15 protein-coding genes and 1 pseudogene are annotated in these 19,574 nt (G+C 40.8%); 7 read left to right on the plus strand and 9 right to left on the minus strand.

Annotation, left to right across the window (positions count from 1 at the left end):
• Both AAEZ02_RS18705 and AAEZ02_RS18710 read right to left on the minus strand, forming a co-directional pair.
• Nucleotides 1-723, minus strand: a 723-nt coding sequence (locus tag AAEZ02_RS18705; protein WP_351124435.1) for a PAS domain S-box protein, incomplete at its 3' end; no start/stop codon positions are given.
• Nucleotides 720-3,287, minus strand: coding sequence for a chemotaxis protein CheB (locus AAEZ02_RS18710; RefSeq protein ID WP_351088109.1), 2,568 nt, complete (start codon nt 3,285-3,287; stop codon nt 720-722). The genes AAEZ02_RS18705 and AAEZ02_RS18710, both read right to left, overlap by 4 nt.
• Nucleotides 3,288-4,576: 1,289 nt before the next feature.
• Between AAEZ02_RS18710 and AAEZ02_RS18715 the strand changes: the two are divergent.
• Nucleotides 4,577-4,864: pseudogene (locus AAEZ02_RS18715) on the plus strand (EAL domain-containing protein); the annotation flags it as partial.
• Between the two features lie 472 nt (nt 4,865-5,336).
• On the opposite strand, the gene AAEZ02_RS18720 reads toward AAEZ02_RS18715, so the two are convergent.
• From AAEZ02_RS18720 to AAEZ02_RS18730, 3 genes are all read right to left on the minus strand, one after another.
• A complete protein-coding gene (locus AAEZ02_RS18720; RefSeq protein ID WP_124013122.1) occupies nt 5,337-7,247 on the minus strand; it encodes a methyl-accepting chemotaxis protein in 1,911 nt (636 codons plus the stop codon).
• A 235-nt stretch (nt 7,248-7,482) separates the two neighbouring features.
• Nucleotides 7,483-7,545, minus strand: coding sequence for a DUF4113 domain-containing protein (locus AAEZ02_RS18725; RefSeq protein WP_351088169.1), 63 nt, complete (start codon nt 7,543-7,545; stop codon nt 7,483-7,485).
• A 292-nt stretch (nt 7,546-7,837) separates the two neighbouring features.
• The gene (locus tag AAEZ02_RS18730; protein ID WP_351124439.1) at nt 7,838-9,541 is read right to left on the minus strand and encodes a methyl-accepting chemotaxis protein; all 1,704 of its coding nucleotides are present in this window, start codon (nt 9,539-9,541) and stop codon (nt 7,838-7,840) included.
• A gap of 823 nt (nt 9,542-10,364) precedes the next feature.
• On the opposite strand from AAEZ02_RS18730, the gene grcA reads away from it, so the two are divergent.
• Complete coding sequence (grcA, locus tag AAEZ02_RS18735) at nt 10,365-10,739, plus strand: autonomous glycyl radical cofactor GrcA (RefSeq protein WP_101031291.1); 375 nt, start codon at nt 10,365-10,367, stop codon at nt 10,737-10,739.
• 204 nt (nt 10,740-10,943) lie between these two features.
• Here grcA and AAEZ02_RS18740 read toward each other — a convergent pair whose 3' ends face one another.
• Nucleotides 10,944-11,489, minus strand: a complete 546-nt coding sequence (locus AAEZ02_RS18740; protein WP_101031293.1) for a sugar O-acetyltransferase — start codon at nt 11,487-11,489, stop codon at nt 10,944-10,946.
• 477 nt (nt 11,490-11,966) lie between these two features.
• Nucleotides 11,967-13,760: an HD domain-containing phosphohydrolase gene (locus AAEZ02_RS18745; protein ID WP_351124442.1), complete on the minus strand. Its 1,794-nt coding sequence runs from the start codon at nt 13,758-13,760 to the stop codon at nt 11,967-11,969.
• Between the two features lie 467 nt (nt 13,761-14,227).
• Between AAEZ02_RS18745 and AAEZ02_RS18750 the strand changes: the two genes are divergently transcribed.
• From AAEZ02_RS18750 to AAEZ02_RS18770, 5 genes are all read left to right on the plus strand, one after another.
• On the plus strand, nt 14,228-14,710 hold the full coding sequence (locus AAEZ02_RS18750; RefSeq protein WP_351124445.1) for a hypothetical protein: 483 nt from the start codon (nt 14,228-14,230) through the stop codon (nt 14,708-14,710).
• Complete coding sequence (locus AAEZ02_RS18755) at nt 14,703-15,449, plus strand: EAL domain-containing protein (protein WP_124013127.1); 747 nt, start codon at nt 14,703-14,705, stop codon at nt 15,447-15,449. Before AAEZ02_RS18750 ends, AAEZ02_RS18755 begins: the two co-directional genes overlap by 8 nt.
• A 27-nt stretch (nt 15,450-15,476) precedes the next feature.
• Nucleotides 15,477-16,655, plus strand: coding sequence for a methyl-accepting chemotaxis protein (locus tag AAEZ02_RS18760; RefSeq protein WP_351124448.1), 1,179 nt, complete (start codon nt 15,477-15,479; stop codon nt 16,653-16,655).
• A gap of 42 nt (nt 16,656-16,697) precedes the next feature.
• The gene (locus AAEZ02_RS18765; protein ID WP_101031304.1) at nt 16,698-17,141 is read left to right on the plus strand and encodes an Rrf2 family transcriptional regulator; all 444 of its coding nucleotides are present in this window, start codon (nt 16,698-16,700) and stop codon (nt 17,139-17,141) included.
• Nucleotides 17,142-17,202: 61 nt separating this feature from the next.
• Nucleotides 17,203-18,105: a sensor domain-containing diguanylate cyclase gene (locus tag AAEZ02_RS18770; RefSeq protein WP_351124451.1), complete on the plus strand. Its 903-nt coding sequence runs from the start codon at nt 17,203-17,205 to the stop codon at nt 18,103-18,105.
• A 219-nt stretch (nt 18,106-18,324) separates the two neighbouring features.
• On the opposite strand, the gene AAEZ02_RS18775 is transcribed toward AAEZ02_RS18770, so the two are convergent.
• A complete protein-coding gene (locus AAEZ02_RS18775; RefSeq protein ID WP_101031308.1) occupies nt 18,325-18,642 on the minus strand; it encodes an HPF/RaiA family ribosome-associated protein in 318 nt (105 codons plus the stop codon).
• A gap of 561 nt (nt 18,643-19,203) precedes the next feature.
• Nucleotides 19,204-19,557 carry a YkgJ family cysteine cluster protein gene (locus tag AAEZ02_RS18780; protein ID WP_101031310.1) on the minus strand — a complete coding sequence of 118 codons (354 nt, stop codon included), beginning with the start codon at nt 19,555-19,557 and terminating at the stop codon, nt 19,204-19,206.
• Nucleotides 19,558-19,574 lie beyond the last annotated feature (17 nt).

Genomic DNA, 19,574 nt, shown 5'->3' on the forward strand with positions numbered 1-19,574 from the left:
TGCGTTGGCAAGAGCTAACTCGTCTGCTCGCTTATCCTTTTCTTTGTTTTGAAAGGCAAGTTCTATGTTGGCAATAGCTAACTCATTAGCGCGTTTTTCTTTGTCTGCGTTGGCAAGAGCTAACTCATTGGCTCGCTTATCTTTCTCTTTGTTGGCTAGATGTTGACTGTTTTCAGCTTGTTTTCTCTCAGTAATGTCGATCATCGCGGTAAGACAGTCCGTACCTGTGATGCCGATATTGGCCTCGATATCTAGCCAAAGCGTATTATTGTCAACTTGCCCTAAGACTTCACAGGATTGTATACCGTTACCACCAAAGGCTTTTCCCAAACAACGTTTAAAAGTCTCTCTATATTGTGGTGTTACGTAGTGTGAAAACGGTTTCCCTACCAAGTTAGCACGCTCAATACCCAATAGACTCGCGCCTCGTAAATTGACCTGATTGATTATGCCATTTAGGTCAAAAACAAAGTAAGCAATCGGTGCAAATTCAAATAACTCGGTATAACGATAATATAATCTCTCTGTTATCCGTGCTTGCTTTAACTCCTCATTTTGCATTTCCAATTCAATCTGATGAACCTGCAATTCGTGTAGCATCTTTTTGGCAGCATAGTCGCTAGGGTTAGTTTGCTTGATCCCCGTTTGTTTTTTCAGTTGTGCTTCCGCACACTGGCGTATCGCTTTGGCGGACCGCTTGGCTGACTTTTGAGGCGGCTTCATGTGGTAGGCCTTATCTTACGTAATTCTGACTCAAGCAGCTTGGCTTCACTAATATCTGTAAAGGTAATCACCACGCCATCAATCACATTTTCTTGTGTACGATAAGGCATGATGCGGACTTTGAACCAGCGTTTATTTTTAGCCGTTATTTCTTTTTCTATGAAGACAAGCGTCTTCAATACTTCCTTTGAATCTTCTTGTAGTCTGACATAATCTAATTCAGTGACGATGTCGGACAATGCTCGGCCCACATCACTTTGGATCAGCTTGAATAGATGAGTAGCATAGTTGGTGAAGCGTCGAACATGCAGTTCGTTATCCAGAAAAATGGTGGCAATTTGCGTACTATCAAGCAGGTTCTCCATGTCGTTATTGACCCATGACAAATCATCGACTTTGGATCGTAGTTCAGTATTGACGGTTTGCAATTCTTCATTCATTGACTGCATCTCTTCTTTAGACGTGGTCAATTCTTCATTGGTGGATTGCAATTCCTCATTAGTGGATTGCAGCTCTTCATTGGCCGATTTTAGCTCTTCCTGAGAGGATTGCATTTGCTCGCGAAGCGATTGTATTTCGTCATGTGCTTGTTGTAATTCGGCCTGACTTTCTTTCTCTGCTGAACCCCGTTTTCTGCGTGGCAACTTGGTCGGCGTCAACATCTCAGTAAACACCACCATCATCAGGCCAAGCAAAGCTTTTGGCTTAGTAATAGCTTGTACCGTCAAATTAATAGTATGTGTGTCTACCGTCAGGTTTTTAATGTTTACAGGCTCTATTTGCAACTGTGCTTTCATCATAGCAAGGTGAATTTGATGTTGTAGCTCTTCACGCGCCATGACGTGAATGTTCCAGTTGGCTTTCCCCGCGGCAGGCTCTAAATATTTTCCCGTGCGACCATTGATGTAGATAATATCGCCTGCCGCATTGACTAAAACCGCTGCTGGCGAGTAGCTTTGTAGGAGAATTTGATCTGCCTGCATTTGTAGGTTGGTAATATTTGTCGTCATCTTACTGGTTCTCTCAGGTTCATTTTCTACCAAGGATATGATGGGAAATATTCGTGTCGGGAAGTCGACTTCCATCTGCGGTGCAGTGCTATCAATGCGGGTGTAGATCCGTGTGTTTTCCTTGATTTCTGTGAACAATGAGGTGGAATTACCAATAGTTTCAGCATTACCCAAAATCAAAATACCATGAGATGTCAATGTGTAGTGGAACAGTGGGATTAACTTTTTTTGTAATTCCGGCCCAAGATAAATCAGAAGATTACGACAGGTAACAATATCTAGCTTGGTGAACGGTGGATCCATGATGATATTTTGTGGAGCAAAAATAACCATGTCACGTATTTGCTTGTTGATGCGATAACCACTGCCATCTTTAATGAAGTATCGATTCAATTGCTGTGACGACATATCTGCCTCAATGCTTGCCGGGTAATAACCTTTTCGCGCAATATTGATGGCATCTTCACCAACATCGGTAGCAAAGACTTGTAGTTTGAAACGCCCTTTATGTTTAACCTCATCCAATACATCCATTACCGTCATCGCGAGCGAGTAGGCCTCCTCACCAGTGGAACAGGCGGTCACCCATGCCCGAAGTTCTTTACCTTCAGGATAATTGGCCAATAGTGCTGGAAGTGTGACTGACTTGAGCTGCGCCCAAACTTTATGATCTCGAAAGAAATTTGTTACCCCAATTAACATTTCTTTGAAAAGTAGGTCTTGCTCTTGTGGATTATCACGCAGATAGTGCGTATAGAGAGATATGTTTTTAAGCTGATGCAGATCCATACGCCGTTCAATACGACGATATATGGTGTTTTTCTTGTACAGTGAGAAGTCGTTGCCGCTTCGTTCACGCAGTATAATAACGATCTGCTCTAGTGCGCTAGTTGACTTGAGTTTCAATCTCGTTGGGACATCTCGTCGGCTATGTTTGAGAAAGGCTGCAATCCGTTCAGGTAGTGCTTCAGCAGGGGCGACAATGTCAGCTAGTCCCATATTAACAGCGCTATGAGGCATTGAATCAAATTTTGCGAACTCAGGAGACTGCACCACAGACAGACCTGCATTTTCTTTGATGGCACGTAAACCTAGTGTGCCATCGGATCCCATTCCAGATAGAATAACACCCACAGCCCGTTCATTCTGATCATTTGCCAGAGATCGAAAGAAGAAATCAATGGGTAACCGCAATCCGCGACTCTCCACCGGGTCAAGCAGAAGCAATGATCCGTGAAGGATGGATAAATCTTTGTTAGGTGGTATTACATATACACAGTTCGGCTTTACTTCCATGTCGTTGCGGGCTTGCGTTACTTTCATCAAGGTCGTGCGTTGCAACAGCTCTGGCATGATGCTTATGCGAGTGGGGTCAAGGTGCTGAATGACAACAAATGCGATGTTACAGGGCGTTAATACATGGGAAAAGAAATCTTCCAATGCTTCCAAGCCGCCAGCAGAAGCACCAATGCCGACAATGATTGGTGTGTTCACCACAGCCAATTTACAAGGATCCTTAGGATGCTTAGTCAATGTTTTGCTTTGGTTTTTCATAAGATAAATTTTTTATTATGCATATATTTATTGTAGACGAATTTGCGGAATAAGTAAGCCTACTAATTGCTGGAATATTGTCATTTAACCACCAAGAATGAGTTTACTTTAAAGAAGAGCTATTTTATTTGTGCTTCATAGACAGGATCTTTAGTGTAGGCATAAATAAAAGAGAGAAAAAGGCGCTTGGTGTGATCAGATTAAGTCGCCATTTAAATGCTTATGGTCCAGTTTATAATTTTTGCTTACCTTTGGTTTTTGGTTAGATGCCTCCTAGTTAGTTCTTTGAACTGAAAGGTGGGTTAACTTTAATAAGGTTTTAGGTTGTTCAAACTGAAATTATATGTGCACTACGTAATAAAAATATTGTTAATAATCCTTTTTGATAAAAACACCTTAGATGGTGCTTGCTCTTATTTTTTTGACATGGTTCTACCTTAACTCAGGCAGAGATTATCCATTTTTTGCACTTCCAGTTGAACGTCTGGTAATAGCTAAGTAATAGTGGACACCGTTTCCATTGATTTTTGCCAATATGTGATGTGTGAAATCACTTACTCCTTACATGAGATAATATATGGAAGGTAGATATGAAAGATAATATGAGTGGTATATGCACTAACAAGGAAGGGGCGAAAATGATTTAGAGTTCACGCTAAACATTTACGATTCACATTACAACTATTATGGTTAAGATTTATAACAATAAAAAAATGTAGAATAGGATCTATAGTTAAATGGCTAAGTGCTGTGTGTCATGATATTTGTGATGCATGACTGAACGTCCAATTTACACAGGTAGATAACATAAGCTTACAGCAGTCATATACCTATAATGAAGAACTTACTATACTATATTTAATAGCTGCTTGTTAATAGTTAATTACTTGTTTAATAATAGAAATATGTTTAAAGCGTTATAGGGGGAATTGGTGGGTTATATGTTGCGAGATATAAATACTCCTATTTTTAAAGTGTCTTTCAGCCGATAACATCTTCTTCTAGTCATGGTTTAGGATTTGAAGCTTTAGTCAGAATTAAAGATCTAACCACAGGCAAAAGTATAAATTATTTTTGCTTCTTTCAGTCTCTGACCTCTGATATTGAGACAACAAATTTTGGCTCCGTTTGCTTTGGTATTCACGTCCGTCATTGTGCAAAATCCCTATATCGAAATTTACTACTCTTTATTAATATCTCGCCGGTTATGTTTTCTGCGATTTTAAACCTCCCAGTATCTGTTTGTGATGCAATCAGTCGATTAGTTAAAGAGGGGGCTAGCTCTTGAAAATATTATTTTTGAAATAACAGCGTTTGAGGGCAAACATGTCTCTGGTTTAACCGCTGGTATTGAGATGTTCAGATCTCGTGGTATTCGCATCGCAATTGATGATGTCGGAGTTAACTTTTCTATTGACGAGAGGGTTCATGTATTAAAACCTGACTTTATTAAGCTAGATAAATCTCTTTTGGATAATGATATAGCAACTGGTGATGTCGCACTTATTAATGGTATAACCCTTACTAAAGATGAAGCCGCAAGCGTTATTGTTGAAGGTGTCGAAACCAGAGAGTAATTAGACATGTTAACGACTTTAGAGGTTAAACTTATACAAGGTTATTATTTGGGTAAACCCGCAGTTTTATCATGCATTGAGATCTAACCTTTTTTACCAGTGAGTATTAGCTATCTGTATCTTCAGAAAGTCAAAGAGTATCTTCAACCTCGATACTCAGATTCCGCATAGTGTTATCAACTTTAGAGTGCCCAAAAATGATCTAAGCGACCCTGTGGATGTATTGCTTTAACAGTAAACTCTGTAGGCTCGCCCAAATTAATCCCTTCACCCTATATGGCTACATTAAAAAGATTTCATTAGGTTGTTGTGGCTTTTATTCTTTGAATAACAGCCCAATTTACCAGCGGATACAGTACCGCGTCACCAAGTCTCCTTACTAAACTTATCGCGCTAAGTTAGTTAACCATGCATCATTCAAGATCCAGGCCTTACCTAATATAGCGCTCAATCAACATTAAACCTTAGTTAGTTACTCAATCGTAAACTTGTTCACAACCTCGATGAGCTTATCATTCGCAGCGGTGAGCTTATGGGCTTCTAATTCGGTTGATTTACCATTGTCATCCAGTACCGCAACCATATCTCGAATCGCGTTCATATTACGGCTAACATCTTCAGATACAGCATTTTGCTCTTCGGCAGCAGTAGCAATTTGAGTGTTTAAATCATTGACTTGGGTAATAGACAAGACTACTTTTTCAAGGTTTTCACTCACATCAATAGTCGCTTCGTTCGCTTGTTCACAGGTTTTTTTAGTTTGTTGCATCGCGTCAACCGCGATCTTAATTCCTTGCTGTAACTTGCTCAGTGTTTGTTCAATCTCAGTCGTGCTGACTTGGGTTCGCGCCGCGAGTGCGCGGACTTCATCAGCTACGACCGCAAAACCTCTTCCTTGATCACCGGCTCTTGCTGCCTCTATCGCAGCATTGAGTGCAAGCAGATTAGTCTGATCTGCAATTGCGCCAATAACCTCTAAGACTTTAGTAATACTAATAGCATCTAGTTCTACATTGCTGATGTTTACTTCTGTATCTTCGACATCTTGAATTAATCGAACTACGGTTGCTTTAGTGTCCGATACAATATTATTTGTATCGTTTACCTGCTGACTGGCAAGTAATGAAGCATTTGACGCTTGCGATGTATTCTTCACCACTTCTAACGCTGTCGCGCTCATTTCTTCAACTGCGGTGACAACCAACTCGGTTTCCATTACATGCTGCTGTAACACATCAATATTGGCATTGGTTTGTTGATATAATTTACCAATACTGCCGCTAATTTCTTGTGTTCCGAAAGAGATCTCTTTAAGTAAACTTTGTAAATTGGCTACAAATTGGTTGATACCGCCAGCAATATCACCTAGATCATCATGAGAAGTTACAGGTAAACGACGTGTTAAATCGGCTTGGCCCTGAGACAAAGCAACCACCATCTGCTTGAGGTGCAAAATGGGACGATAAAGCCAATTTAGTATAGCTAACACTAAGCCTATACTCACTAAAAGCATCACTGCCGATATCCACATTGAATCATGCAACGCCTCATTTAACCCTGCATAAGCAATTTGTTCATCAACACTGATAAATAGATACCACTTTTGGGTGCCAATTAATGGTATTGCTTCGCTGAACACGAGCTGCTGATTGCCGCTCGTTTGATATTCGCCACTAAAGGAGTCATTTGACACAATATCACGCTGTAATTCATTTAGGCCTGCATCTGCCAACGTCTTCCCAACTTCAAACCTTGCATCTGAAGAGGCGAGCACTTTGCCTTTTGAGTCAATAATTGACGCTACTGCACCTGGGAAATCGATCTGTTTGACCGTCTTGTCTAAGATCTCTAGACCAATATCGCCCGAGAGCACACCATCGCCTATATTAGTTACAATGGAGATCACTGGTTGATTGGTGACCATATCAGTATATATATCTGTTAGTTGCTCAGTATCGTTGGTTTTAGCGAGTTGATACCATCCTCGGGGACGAGGATCATAGAGACTGGGATCGGCAACGCCATCATGCCATATTGCATCATCACTAACGCTGGCATAGGAGGTGCCATCTTCAAAGCCCCAAAATACTGAATATAGCTCATTGGCTTGTTTAGCTAAACGGGCGATATTAACAAACTGCTTATCTAATTTCCCTTGCTGATATTGGCTCGCTATCGCGGAAACAGCCGTTGCTTTATGATTAAACCAACGTGAAATAGCTCCCGCTTCATAATGAGTTATCGACTGCGAACTGACGTTTACAAAGTGAATAGTATCTTGCTTAAGTGCTCTATAGGAAATCCAACTCGCTACCAATAAACAACTGGTAACCAATAAAATAATGGCGAGCGTAATCGTCTGTTTGAAACCGATATTTTTCATTTCGACGTCTTTCCTTTTCTATTTAGGTTACGCAGACTTTTAATGGACATCATTGAAAGCACATAACAAATAAGATTATGCGAAAGATTTTTATTCCAAACCGTGAATAAAACCACAGCCTAATACGACTGATTTAATCAGTTCAGCGATACTATTCGTTTAGGCATCATAATTCGTCACATTATTTTAGGCTAAACTGACATAATCACTCGTTTAGGAGAAAAGCTTGTTAGTACTATATGTTCGGCACACTTCGCCATTTGGTTGTGTAATGAGGCGTTAATTGGTTTCGACCCATAGCGTTCACAGTTTGAAAAACTGACCATCACGCCACGCCTGGTTCCACCCTTACTTTCACTTAACAGTAAGGGTGGGACTTCTGAATATTCGTTTCTTTTGCTCGTTGAATCGAAGCCCCGATATCGCTGTTATAGTTACTTAGAACTCAAATAGGGTACTACACCCATACTGACGAGATACTTGCTCAGCGTTACGATAAAAGCTATTGACGTCGTCAAGGGCAAGCATCTAATGCTGACACCATAATGGACTTTGGCGGTGACAACGAATCGAACAGGTATAACGGGTCACTACACCTTAAATTTTTCAATTTCTGCCTGCATGGTTTCAGCTAACTTAGCTAATTCATGACTTGCTGCACTGCTTTGTTCAGCCCCAGAAGCGGTTTGATTGGAAATATCACTAATACTGCTAATATTGCGGTTTATCTCCTCTGTAACCGAGCTTTGCTCTTCCGCTGCGGTGGCTATTTGGGCATTCATGGCATTAATTTGGTCAACACTTTCAGTTATTTCTGTTAACGCCTCACCCACTTTTTGTGCTTCTATTGCTGCTTGTTGCGCATTTTCAGCCCCTTGCTCTAACCGATGAGTTGCATCTCGGCTACCTTGTTGCAAGTTTTGAATCGTTTTTTGTATCTCTTGTGTGGATTGTTGGGTGCGGCTGGCTAAGGTTCTAACTTCGTCAGCTACCACCGCGAACCCGCGACCTTGTTCCCCCGCACGAGCGGCTTCAATTGCCGCATTTAATGCTAATAAATTAGTCTGTTCAGAGATACTCTGGATCACATCAACAACACTTCCAATATCTTCTGCATGTAGCGCCAATGATTTCATCGCTGAAACAGATTCCTGCATTTCAATCGATAAGCTTTCAATCATGGCGATACTCTCTTTCACCACCTGTTGTCCTTTAGATGCCGCATTATTTGTATGTTCAGAGGCTTGAGAAGCCGAACTTGCACTCTGTGCAACCTCACGCACGGTTGCGGTAAATTGATGAATAGCGGTAGCAATACACTGAGTTTGTTGTTGCTGTTCGAGAATATTCTGCTTGGTTTGCATCGCAACGGCCGAGTTTTCTTCTGCTGAGCAAGCTAACAATGACGTTGATTGATGAGTTGATTTGACGATATTTTGAAAACTGCCAACTATCTGATTCACGTAATCAGCAATATGTGTGAATTCATCACTTCCAGTTAAGTTAATGCGTTGGGTAAGATCACCTGTGGATATTTTATTCGCGGTACTTTCTAAATTCAGCGACGCTAGATTAATGCGTCTAATAATCTTTACTGATAGAAAGGAGAGAAGAAGCATATTCAATATAACTATTATGATTACTTTAAACCGGAACGAACTAATATTTTCTTTTGCCTGATCAAAATTAGCTTTACCCTCTGCAATTTGTATATCTAGAAAACCTTGCGCCTCTTGAGTTACTAATTTGAAAGCAGGGTTAATATTCTTTAATAGAATTATATTGGCTTGCCTGTAATTGCCGACTTCTAATTCCGCTAATGCCAGATCAAAGCCCTTATCGGTGACGATATCAAGTTGACGAACCAATCTATTTATTTGTGTTTTTTCATCAGCAAGTAAATCGGATGATAGAATTTCATTATCAACAATATTATGCAGTAATTTTAATGATTTTTTGATTGCAGTAATGTGTTTGTCTATTGGGTGATCATGTAGTTTAGCAAACTCTGATGTAGGACTATGCTGCAAGGATAATAACAAAGCACTTCTTGCATTGCCCAACTCGTCTAACACTTTTCCGGCACGGATAGTATGTTGCATTCCCTGTGAATATAAATCTTCAATAGATAGAGTGGCTTGTTGCATACCGGAAATACCTTGGTATGCTAAAAATAATAGCGCGCTTAATGTGATTACAAGACTTAATTTTAAGCGAGCACTAACTGATTGTAATTTTTCTAAAAACCGGGACGATTTAACTTGGCTTGATGGGTTGTTAATTGATGATGACATTTTATATCCTTTATCTTGTCAGTGCGCGGTGTGCTTATGATAGAAAAAAGAAAGAATATTAATCATTATTACCGTTAAAGTCTGAGAGGCATTTAACATTTTACAGACATTAAATAACATAATAATCTTCCTTGTTTTGATTTGAGTTAATTATTCAACTTTATATCTGTCATTTATCATAGTGTAATGGCAAAGTTAATTTGGTTAATAAACTATTAATCAAGCAGTTAACAATCAATCTATTTCCGTTAGATATCATTATGTGGCTGACAATAATCTCGGTAATAATGGCTAAGCCAAAACCATATAGATCCATTAAAAATAGTATTATTCGCCCACTGCTACAGGTGATTTTCGTTTAGACAGCACCTAGAACTTTTCTGGCGGCGGATGGGTAAAATTATTTATGTCTCGGTTCTGTTTACTGTAATTATTTAATGATTATGGCTCAGAAGTACAATCGGTTGAGGCTCCCTTTAACAGAGAATAGCCTAATGGTTTTGTCTGTTCAGTATGCTGTTCTGGATATTTTTGCTCATTAACATTAACACATCGCTATTAATGTCATCGCTACCACCACCAGTCATCAGTCACGACTAATACCATATTTGAATATTCAAATTTATCGCTAACGACTTAATTTAAGTCTTAATTTAATTAATCAGCTTGAATCGTTTATCTCAGTATTATCGCTTAAACGTCAAACTAGCGTTTTCTACGGAATAATTATAATGATTAAACTTGATCTAGATCAAGTGTGCGATCGGAAATAACTGGTAGAAATGAACCTGAGTTTACAAAAAATCACTGTTGGAGATGTACTATGATTGGAATTCAAATCACACAAGCAGAACAAGCTAACCTAGTTAATTCTTTATGGCTATTAGATGAGGATAAGCAAGAAGCACGCTGTGTTGCTGCGCTCGATAAAGAGCGGCAGGACAAGACTTTTAGCATTGCCTCTCTTGGTAGCATCGAGTACCGCGAAGTGCCCGTGCAGAGAGAACCTGAACGTCAGGGCGGCCAGCATTTGAACGTGAACGTAATGAACCGTGAAATGTTGCTAGACGCAATCGAAAACCCTGAGAAGTACCCACAGTTAACTGTGCGTGTATCTGGCTATGCCGTGCGATTTAACGCACTGACTTCTGAGCAGCAACAAGATATTATTACACGAACTTTTACTGCGACCATGTAGTTTCAGTGACGGTAATCTTGACCATTAAAAAAATCGCTGCTGCGATTTTTTTCGTTTGGTGCTTAGCTTTACATTCTGATTAGCATCTTGTCACAACTATGGTCATTGTAGGCACAGCAGACGAGTTCCCACACTCATCTCGCCAAAGTCTACAAAAGGGGAGAATGTTAACGGCTATTACTTTACGCATGACCATCAATGATGCTATTTTTTTGCCATTAATGTTGCAGGATTTCCTGCTACACGGGCATAAGAGGGAACATCTTTTGTGACAACAGAACCCGCGCCCACTATCGCTCCTTCATTAATCGTCACCCCGGGTAATATAATTACACCGCCACCAATCCATACCTTATCTTTTATCGTTACAGGTTTAGCTATTTCATCTCCGGCAATACGTTTATCAGCATCAAGTGAGTGCGCGGCTGTGTAGACTTGTACTCGTGGACCAATCATTACATTATCACCTATACTGACTTGAGCATTATCTAAGATAATCGCACCACTATTAATGTAACTTTGTTGCCCTAAAGATAAATGGCATCCATAACTCATTTCAAGGGGAGGGGCTATGTGACTTGTTGTCGATACTGATGCGCCCAATTTTTTTAGTAATTCAGCTCTTTTTTGTGCATCGATTTCATTGTTAAATTCATGAAGTGTAAGGAATGCTAACGCTCTTAAATCTGTTAACTTTTGGTCAAGACAATTATATGTTTGACCCTCTCTCATATTTTGTAATTCTGACATTGAGTAAATTGGCCTCTAATTTATAAGCAAAACGCCCATCGTCTTTAATGTTCACTGTCCCCATAAATTGACATAGCCCCATACCAAAGCGCAATCATCTCGCTAAATGATGTACCTAAACGTTGACATTAAATGTCCCTGTAGTGTGACTTGTAACGTAAGTTACACAGCGAACAAACCTTGGGGTATAACATGTTACTCCAATACGTTTGCTAAACGTTAACAGCGCTTTCCCTTGCATCACGATAAATGTTATCACCAGGGATCTTAAGCATTTTGGTTTCACCAAAATAAAAAGGGTCACAATAATGTGACCCTTTTTAGTGTGTCCAGATTATGTTAATCCGTTTCAAAGTGGCTGCCGAGTTGTACTTTATCTATTTCAGATATTCAGCCTGAACCCGTGTTAAAATGGGACATGTGCCAAGTTCTAGGGGCGGCGGATTTATTCACAGTCGCGATTTTTGAAGGCCATTATTAAATGCCATTAGTTAACGCATCAAAGGTCATCCTTGCTTTGCCATTCATATTAATTGAGCTATGGCCATGCATATGTTTTTCTAAGGTATCAATTGAACTAAATATTGGGTTTGATATTTCAAATTGTTCAACGTCATATTCAATGCAGTTCAGAGCAACATGTTTTGTCAGCCGCCCTTTTAACGCTGAGATATCGAGCTGCTCTGCTGATAACACGATAAATTCATCACCATGAACCCTAAATAGCGGCGATGCTGGCAACATGTGTGTCAAGTCTGTAGCTAATTCAACTAACAAATGGTTACCATTTGCCCAACCGGCTTCCTGGTTGAACATAGAGAAATGTCGAAGATAAATGATGGTTGCATGTTGAATTTGTTCTGGTTTGATTTTCACATTTTGCTCACTGCTAGGGGACAGCAATATATTGAGAAATTCACGATTAAACAGTCCAGTTAGTTGATCATTATAAAAGTAAGCCAGTCTTTGTTGCTCGGTAATATTCTGCTGGGCTTGTTGGGTTGTATATTCCAGTTGAACAGTGCGTAAAGCGCTAACCGCCACTTTGGCGTAGTGCGGATTAAATTGACGGCCTGCAAGTAGTGATATTTCATTAAGGCTTTCTTCAACAGTCTTGCGACCTTTATAGATGCGGTCAGTGGTCATTGCATCAAAGGCGTCGGCAATACATATAATTTGTGCAAGCTTTGGTATCTCTTCACCACTCAAGCCATCAGGGTAGCCTGAGCCGTCATATTTCTCATGGTGAGAGCGAACGATATTGGCAATATCAGTAAAGGTATTGATTTTATACAGTAGTTGGTACCCAGACGTGGCGTGTTGCTGAATAATCTCAAATTCAATTTTATTGAGTTTCCCCGGTTTGAGTAAAATGGAATCTGGCGTGGCAATTTTACCTATATCGTGCACCATTGCTGCTCTATGAAGCTGATCAATTTCCGAATCAGTTAGTCTTAATGCTTTGGCGATACAAACGGCATAATCGGCCACTCTGCGAGTGTGCCCCGCGGTGTAACTGTCTCGTCCTTCAATCATTTCTACCAAAGAATATAAATATTGTTCAAAATCATTTTGCTTATCAAACCAATATTTTTTAGCTAGATTCTTATAATGGATCATCGCCGCGCAGCCGATGCCCCATAGTATTAATAAAAATAGACTTGTGTAGGTCAACTGGTGAAGCATTTGATCGTAAAAAGGCTGGACGGGAATTGAAATTGAAATGCCACCACGAACATCGCCAACGCTATACCCTTGGTGAGCATGACACTTTAAGCATGCTTGGGTCACGAGCATGGGTTCTAAAACGCGCATATAAGTGATGTTATCAATTTTGGCCAGTTCGCCGAAGTCATTCAATGTTTTTTGCATTCCCGTTAAGGCTTTTGTTTCCCAGGGATCTGCTGCATTATTTGGATTGAGTGGATTGAGACTGGTGATATGGCCTCTAATACCGTAATCATTAGCATAATCTTTAGCCACTTGGGTAAGAATATAAGCAGGGTTCATTAAGGTGAGTTGTTGACCATCATTGGTGATGACATCTCGATTGGCAATATGAGATAAGTAAATATTAGGGGTTGTGCGCTCGCTGACAGGGACATAAACGCCGCCATGTGAAGCTACCCACTTTCTAATTGCAACATCTTTTCTAATGCTTGCCTTAGCTTCGTTAAAAGCTAATTGCTCTGCGGATACTCTGGTTTGCCAATATAACGTTGTGATAAAACCCAGGATCAATAAGGTCCAGCCTACCAATGCTAAGTTCATCGTACGCTCGATGAATTTTGAATTCTTATTCAAAAAATTATCTCCAGTCGTTTTTTGAATAAGAATTTATATTCGATGTTAAAACGTTAAGTAATAACGCGGGGCAAATTGTTCTCACTGAAATCACCTATTTTAGTCAAGCTAATTTTTATCAAATACTGAAATATTATGTCATATATTAATTTTTTTTCGGTAATAAATTATCAAGATTGTTAACACCATCTCACTAATTTTACTAATTTAGTCGTCAACGGTATTGTTATGTTTAAAACACTCACTCAAAGCTGTGTTGTTATTGTTATCGAATTAACATTGCATAAACAGGCATAAAAAATATAGAGATATAGAGAGATAGAGATCCCCCTTGTGGAGAAATAAAGTTTGCTATCTCAACACGTCAAAGATAATATGCATAAAAAATGCATCTTATCTTTAGCATAAGCTAAAAATTAATCTGAGCCGTTTAAATGATCCCAACTTCAGCCATTAATTATCGGCATTTGCCACCGCAGCACCAGCAGGTGGCGACATGGTCCAAAGTGCTTATTGCCCAGCACGTTCAATTGAAAAGCGAAATTAACCATATTACTGCTCTGTTGTCTCAACCCACATTTTGCATCTTTCAATTCGATGCTAAGTTACGTCGACTCATTAAAGGGGTCAAAACCCATTTGCAATTAGAACATGAGTTTTTTACCCCCGTGTTATCGCAATTACATATCACCTCGAATCAAAAACATCGCCTGACAGAGGGCTATGAGGCACTGTTTGATACCTGTGAATCAACTGCGAAACTGGTCTACTCGTTGAAGTTCACCCTCAAAAACACCGCTATTAGTACAAGTCATATCAAAGAAATAGAATGTATGTTCAGTGATATACGTGCTCGTCTTGCCGATGAAGATATAGCCTATTCTATGATTGATACTTTGGAAGAACTGCATGCTTGAGTTTGTATACCACGATGAACCCGCCCAGCTTGAATGGTTCGTGCAGGACTTAGTCACTGCCGCGCAACATACTTTGTATGGTCAAGAGTTACTTTGTCGGGCCACGCTTGTCGATTCCCAAATCCCCATCGCGATGGAGCCGTTGATGGACTATCTCAATCACCATCAAGATTTGCTTTTGGAGATGACCAACCAGCAGCTCGACGATTTGTTTATTAGTGGGCGGTTGACGCATCTGATTGACAATAGCATCTGGATCAATATCGCCGGAAAATTGATAGCTTGCGCCAGTTTGTTTGACCGTCTGTGGCGACAAACGCTAAGCAAATTAACCGCTAAGCAAAAACAATGTTTGGTATTAGAGATCTGTGAAGACACTATCAGCAGTGATGATCCGAGCGTTGCAAGGATTTCATTTTTACAAAACCAAGGTTTTAGGGTGGCGATGGATGATTTTGGTTCCGGTCACTCAAATCTTATCCAGTTGAGTCGGTCAAATTTCGACATTATTAAGCTGGATTTGAAGCTTATTCAGGATGTTCCGACAGACTTATGGGCCGCCAGTTTGTATCGCGAAGTGATAAGCCTTTGTTCGTCAAAAGGCAGTCTTATCGTGGCTGAAGGGATTGAAACTCAGGCGCAGTCTGACTTCGTTCGCTGGGCTGGCGTCGATATTATCCAAGGTTTTTTATATTCAAAACCCCGACCTATCAAAGTAAAGCTCGCGAAAAACGGGTAATTTCAACAAGTATAAAGAGGAAAATAAATGCGCTCATTATTTTTAAGAATGCGATTGATCCATTGGGTGGGGGCGATGGCATTGTTTATCAACGCTCTATTTTTTACAGATGGGATTGGTTCTCAAGTGGTTCAATATTTGATGATGATATTTCTGATTATCCATGACATCGATGAGAAGTATTGGGGCGTTGACGCCCTGAAAAACGTAACCACTTATATGAAAACCTTTGAGAAAAAAGATCTCTCAGTGCCTTGTGAGGTTGATAGTCGCTACAACAGTGAAATAGGCAATGTGCTCGATGTGGTGAATACCTTCCGAGTCAACGTGAATGATGCGCTGGTTGATATTCAGCAGCAAGCCAATACCTCAGATGATATTGCCGAACTACTAAAGCAAAAAGCCCAAAATATTTCGTCAAGAATTCAAGATCAAGATAACCGAGTGGATTACCTAACAGACAGAGTCGATATTTTAGATAGCACATCGGTTTCATTGCGGGATAAAGCTGAAGCAACTCGCCAACAAGTCGAGCGCACCCAATCAGGGTTGATTTCCTCTAATGAATATATGGGAACAATGGCCCAAGGTTTGAATTCATATATTGAAAATAATGACAAATTACACAACAAATTTAACTCACTTTCAGAGCAAACAAAGTCTATCGAAAATGTAGTGATGGTGATCAAAAATCTTGCAGATCAAACTAACTTACTTGCACTGAATGCTGCCATTGAAGCGGCGAGAGCCGGTGAGCATGGACGGGGTTTTGCTGTGGTTGCCGATGAGGTTCGCAATCTTGCGTTTTCTACCCAGAAGAGCCTTGATGAAATTAACCACATTATCGCGGGGATCTCTGATGCGGTCATTGATGCTGGTGATCAGATGAAATCACAGTCGAGTGCGATTACCCGCTTAGCGCAATACACCACTTCCAGTCAAGTCGAATTACAGCAAGCCTGTTCTAATATCGATGAGATCTTAGGGCTTATTGGTCAGGGTAAAACTGAAAATAACATTGATATTCAATATATTAATCGGTTGGTCGCTGACGTAGCTGGCGAGATTGACGTGCTTAAAAAACTGTCTAGTTCTAACGCCCATGATTGTAATGATCTTGAGCAGCAAGGACACCGTTTAAGTGACGTGACGGCTCAAATTGTTGAACAACTCGGTGCGTTTAAAACGCGCGCAGCAGGGGCGTAGAATTTGCTCTAATGGATGTCTTGTTGATTTGAGGACGTGAAAATGAGAATGACTAGTTTTACCGACTATAGCTTACGTACGCTGATGTATTTGGCGAGCCTTCCAGAGGGGCAATTAAGTAGCGTTAAGGAGGTTTCTCAGTTATATGGTATTTCCCAAAATAACATGACCAAAGTGGTCCACAAACTTGCTCAACATGGTTATATCCAAACGCTTAGGGGCAAAGGGGGTGGCATTCGGCTAGCAATGTCGCCCGATACCATCAGGATCGGCACCATAGTAACGCTATTTGAAAAAACGATGGATGGTGTAGATTGCTTAAGTTCAGGATGCGTCCTGCAGCCTGCGTGCAAACTAAAGCTGGCGATTATCAAAGCGATGGATAATTTTATCTGCACGTTAAATGAATTTACCTTGGCAGATATGGTCGTCAATAAGCAGGAAATATCTTATCTGTTGCAGCTAGAAACAGCCGAAACAGAATAAACGTGGAAGCGAGTAAACTAACCTTAGTGTTAACTCGTTGGAACATTCCTAGGTGGAAAGTGTGCCGTTAAACGAAAGTACCTATAAAACGATTGTAAAACAATCAACGGATGCAGTGATTATTGCTGACGCAAATGGCAATATCCTTTCTTGGAATGACTGCGCGGAGCAGATCTTTGGTTACACAGAGCAAGAGGTCCTTGGTAAACATGTCCATGATATTTTACCGACTAAAAAACTGAAGATACGCGCCGATGCATCCTTTGATAAATTCAAAAAAAATAATGACTTTGGGCCTCTTATTGGCAAAGGTATCCATGTTCAAGGGTTAACCAAAGCTGGCAAAGAGGTGCACGTTCATTTTAGTCCTAATGTCACCAAGATTGATGGCGAAACGATTATTTTTGCTTTTATTAGAGATATCTCTGACATCATCTCACTGCAAGAGAAGCTGAGACTGCAGTCGACCACGGATGAACTCACCGGCATTCTTAATCGGCGTGCCTTTCTCGAGCAGTTTAAAACTGCCTTTGGTCTGGCGCAGCGTCATCAAGAACACTTTTCATTGTTGCTGTTCGATATTGACTACTTTAAAAAAATTAATGATCAATATGGTCACCACGTTGGTGATCGGGTGATACAAGGATTTGCGCATCACATTCAACAAACTATTCGTGATGAGGATATTTTTGGTCGGGTAGGAGGTGAGGAGTTTTACCTTGCACTACCCAGGATCGCGCAATCAGACGCTGAGGCGGTGGCTGAGCGTATTCGAGAGAGTATTGAAGCTATGGTTATCATCACGGAACAATATAGCTTATCAGTGACTACCAGTATCGGTATTGCTAGCTTGCTGGCTGACGATAGCTGTGACTTGATCCAACAGCGCAGTGACGTGGCGCTTTATCGCGCCAAAAATAGTGGTCGTAATTGCGTGAGTGTCTTTGATCGAGAAAAGTCGTAACCAGATTTTAGGGGGTAAACCCTATCTAAAGGCCCGTTAAGCGTTCCCATTTCTGGTTCGTTATCTTGAAGGTTCACTTCACTCACCGTTTGCAGAAGTATCTGCACCATTTGGTTGTATGCTGATTTGGTTGACCACATCAGCCACATGCGAGGTGGGGCTGGAGGCTGGAGGTCTCCGGCACCTAAACCTAAGCATGGATTTTCAACGGGCTCGCTGTTACTTCTTGCCGCGTTTACCCAACTCAGTCTCTAGCAAATGAACCATTTGTTCGGTCGCACTTGTAACCGCTTCCCCAATCGTTTCCGCATGCTGGCTGGTTGCAATTGGACGTTCTCCGGCAAGCCTAACCTCCAGTAAACAGCGCTTGTCCTTACTTCCGGACTTGGCCGAGCTGTTCTCGTCGCTTAAATGTACTTCAATGCGCGTGATCTGATCACTAAAACGGTTTAGATCTGATCTTAAAATGTCTTCGACACTTTGAGCAAGTGCATGTTGTCCGGATATGTTGTTATCTGTATTGATCTGGATTTGCATGACAATGTTTTCCTGTAATGTGAATTTACGCTAGGCCTAACATCTGTATAGCGCGCATGTGCGATTTTCAATCCGATGATGTCAATTCGCACAATGCTAAACACTTGACATTATAGAACGTTTTTATGACACGCAAGTATAAACCCAGGTAATTTAACCCTTATGTACCAAAAATAAGCATAAAATGAGAAAAACGGCCTAGATTACAAATAGACAAGATTTACCAATGCACACTTTACCGCTGTTAAATACATTAGAAGGGGGATGTCGGTCAGTTTCATCGAACGGAGGCAGAAGCCTTTAGCCATTGGTTTCGTTATAAAAAATTCAAAACGATGCGTTAGGGCTAACCCAAAATACCCATTTGCAAGGGGCATTAAATGAGTTAGCTCGTAGGCGTGAATTCAAGGCATATTGATATCAAGAGATAGGCTAGCGGGGGATACGATATCGCCTGCAGCACTCAGCCAGCTTTAAGCTGGGGCTGGGGCTGTGTGGCTGTGATGTTGTTAACAAGCTAAACCCATCTATTAATCCGAGCCGAGGTGAGTAATGGCTCTCTTACACTAACACTTGGCGCGTGTTGGCAATATAGTGATGGATCTGAGCCTCTGTTTTTGTGTCAATCATCACTTCTGGTCGACGGTGTTCTGGGCAAGGCATGCGTGGTGTGGTGCCAAATACTCGGCATATCAATGGTCGCTCCTCATACACCTCGCATCCATTAGGGCCCAAGTACACACAGTTCCACTCTTTTAATGCGGCTTCATGCTGGGCATTGGTTTTAAAGGGTAGGCGAGCCATTTCTTCTGAAGAGGTTGTGACTGGGCCGCAACAATCGTGACAACCAGGCTTGCATTCAAATGACGGAATGCGCTCGCGCAGTAGATCGACTATCTCTATGTTATTTTTCATTAATACCTAACTTTTGT

Source organism: Shewanella sp. T24-MNA-CIBAN-0130 (genome assembly GCF_040310185.1).
GTDB lineage: Bacteria > Pseudomonadota > Gammaproteobacteria > Enterobacterales > Shewanellaceae > Shewanella > Shewanella psychromarinicola.

Bases quoted from the DNA above. Each gene is read 5' to 3' on its own strand.
- AAEZ02_RS18750 (WP_351124445.1), top strand. From the start codon at position 14,228: ATGATCCCAACTTCAGCCATTAATTATCGGCATTTGCCACCGCAGCAC.
- grcA (WP_101031291.1), top strand. From the start codon at position 10,365: ATGATTGGAATTCAAATCACACAAGCAGAACAAGCTAACCTAGTTAAT.
- AAEZ02_RS18780 (WP_101031310.1), bottom strand. From the start codon at position 19,557: ATGAAAAATAACATAGAGATAGTCGATCTACTGCGCGAGCGCATTCCG.
- AAEZ02_RS18765 (WP_101031304.1), top strand. From the start codon at position 16,698: ATGAGAATGACTAGTTTTACCGACTATAGCTTACGTACGCTGATGTAT.
- AAEZ02_RS18775 (WP_101031308.1), bottom strand. From the start codon at position 18,642: ATGCAAATCCAGATCAATACAGATAACAACATATCCGGACAACATGCA.
- AAEZ02_RS18730 (WP_351124439.1), bottom strand. From the start codon at position 9,541: ATGTCATCATCAATTAACAACCCATCAAGCCAAGTTAAATCGTCCCGG.
- AAEZ02_RS18740 (WP_101031293.1), bottom strand. From the start codon at position 11,489: ATGTCAGAATTACAAAATATGAGAGAGGGTCAAACATATAATTGTCTT.
- AAEZ02_RS18745 (WP_351124442.1), bottom strand. From the start codon at position 13,760: ATGAACTTAGCATTGGTAGGCTGGACCTTATTGATCCTGGGTTTTATC.
- AAEZ02_RS18760 (WP_351124448.1), top strand. From the start codon at position 15,477: ATGCGCTCATTATTTTTAAGAATGCGATTGATCCATTGGGTGGGGGCG.
- AAEZ02_RS18710 (WP_351088109.1), bottom strand. From the start codon at position 3,287: ATGAAAAACCAAAGCAAAACATTGACTAAGCATCCTAAGGATCCTTGT.
- AAEZ02_RS18755 (WP_124013127.1), top strand. From the start codon at position 14,703: ATGCTTGAGTTTGTATACCACGATGAACCCGCCCAGCTTGAATGGTTC.
- AAEZ02_RS18720 (WP_124013122.1), bottom strand. From the start codon at position 7,247: ATGAAAAATATCGGTTTCAAACAGACGATTACGCTCGCCATTATTTTA.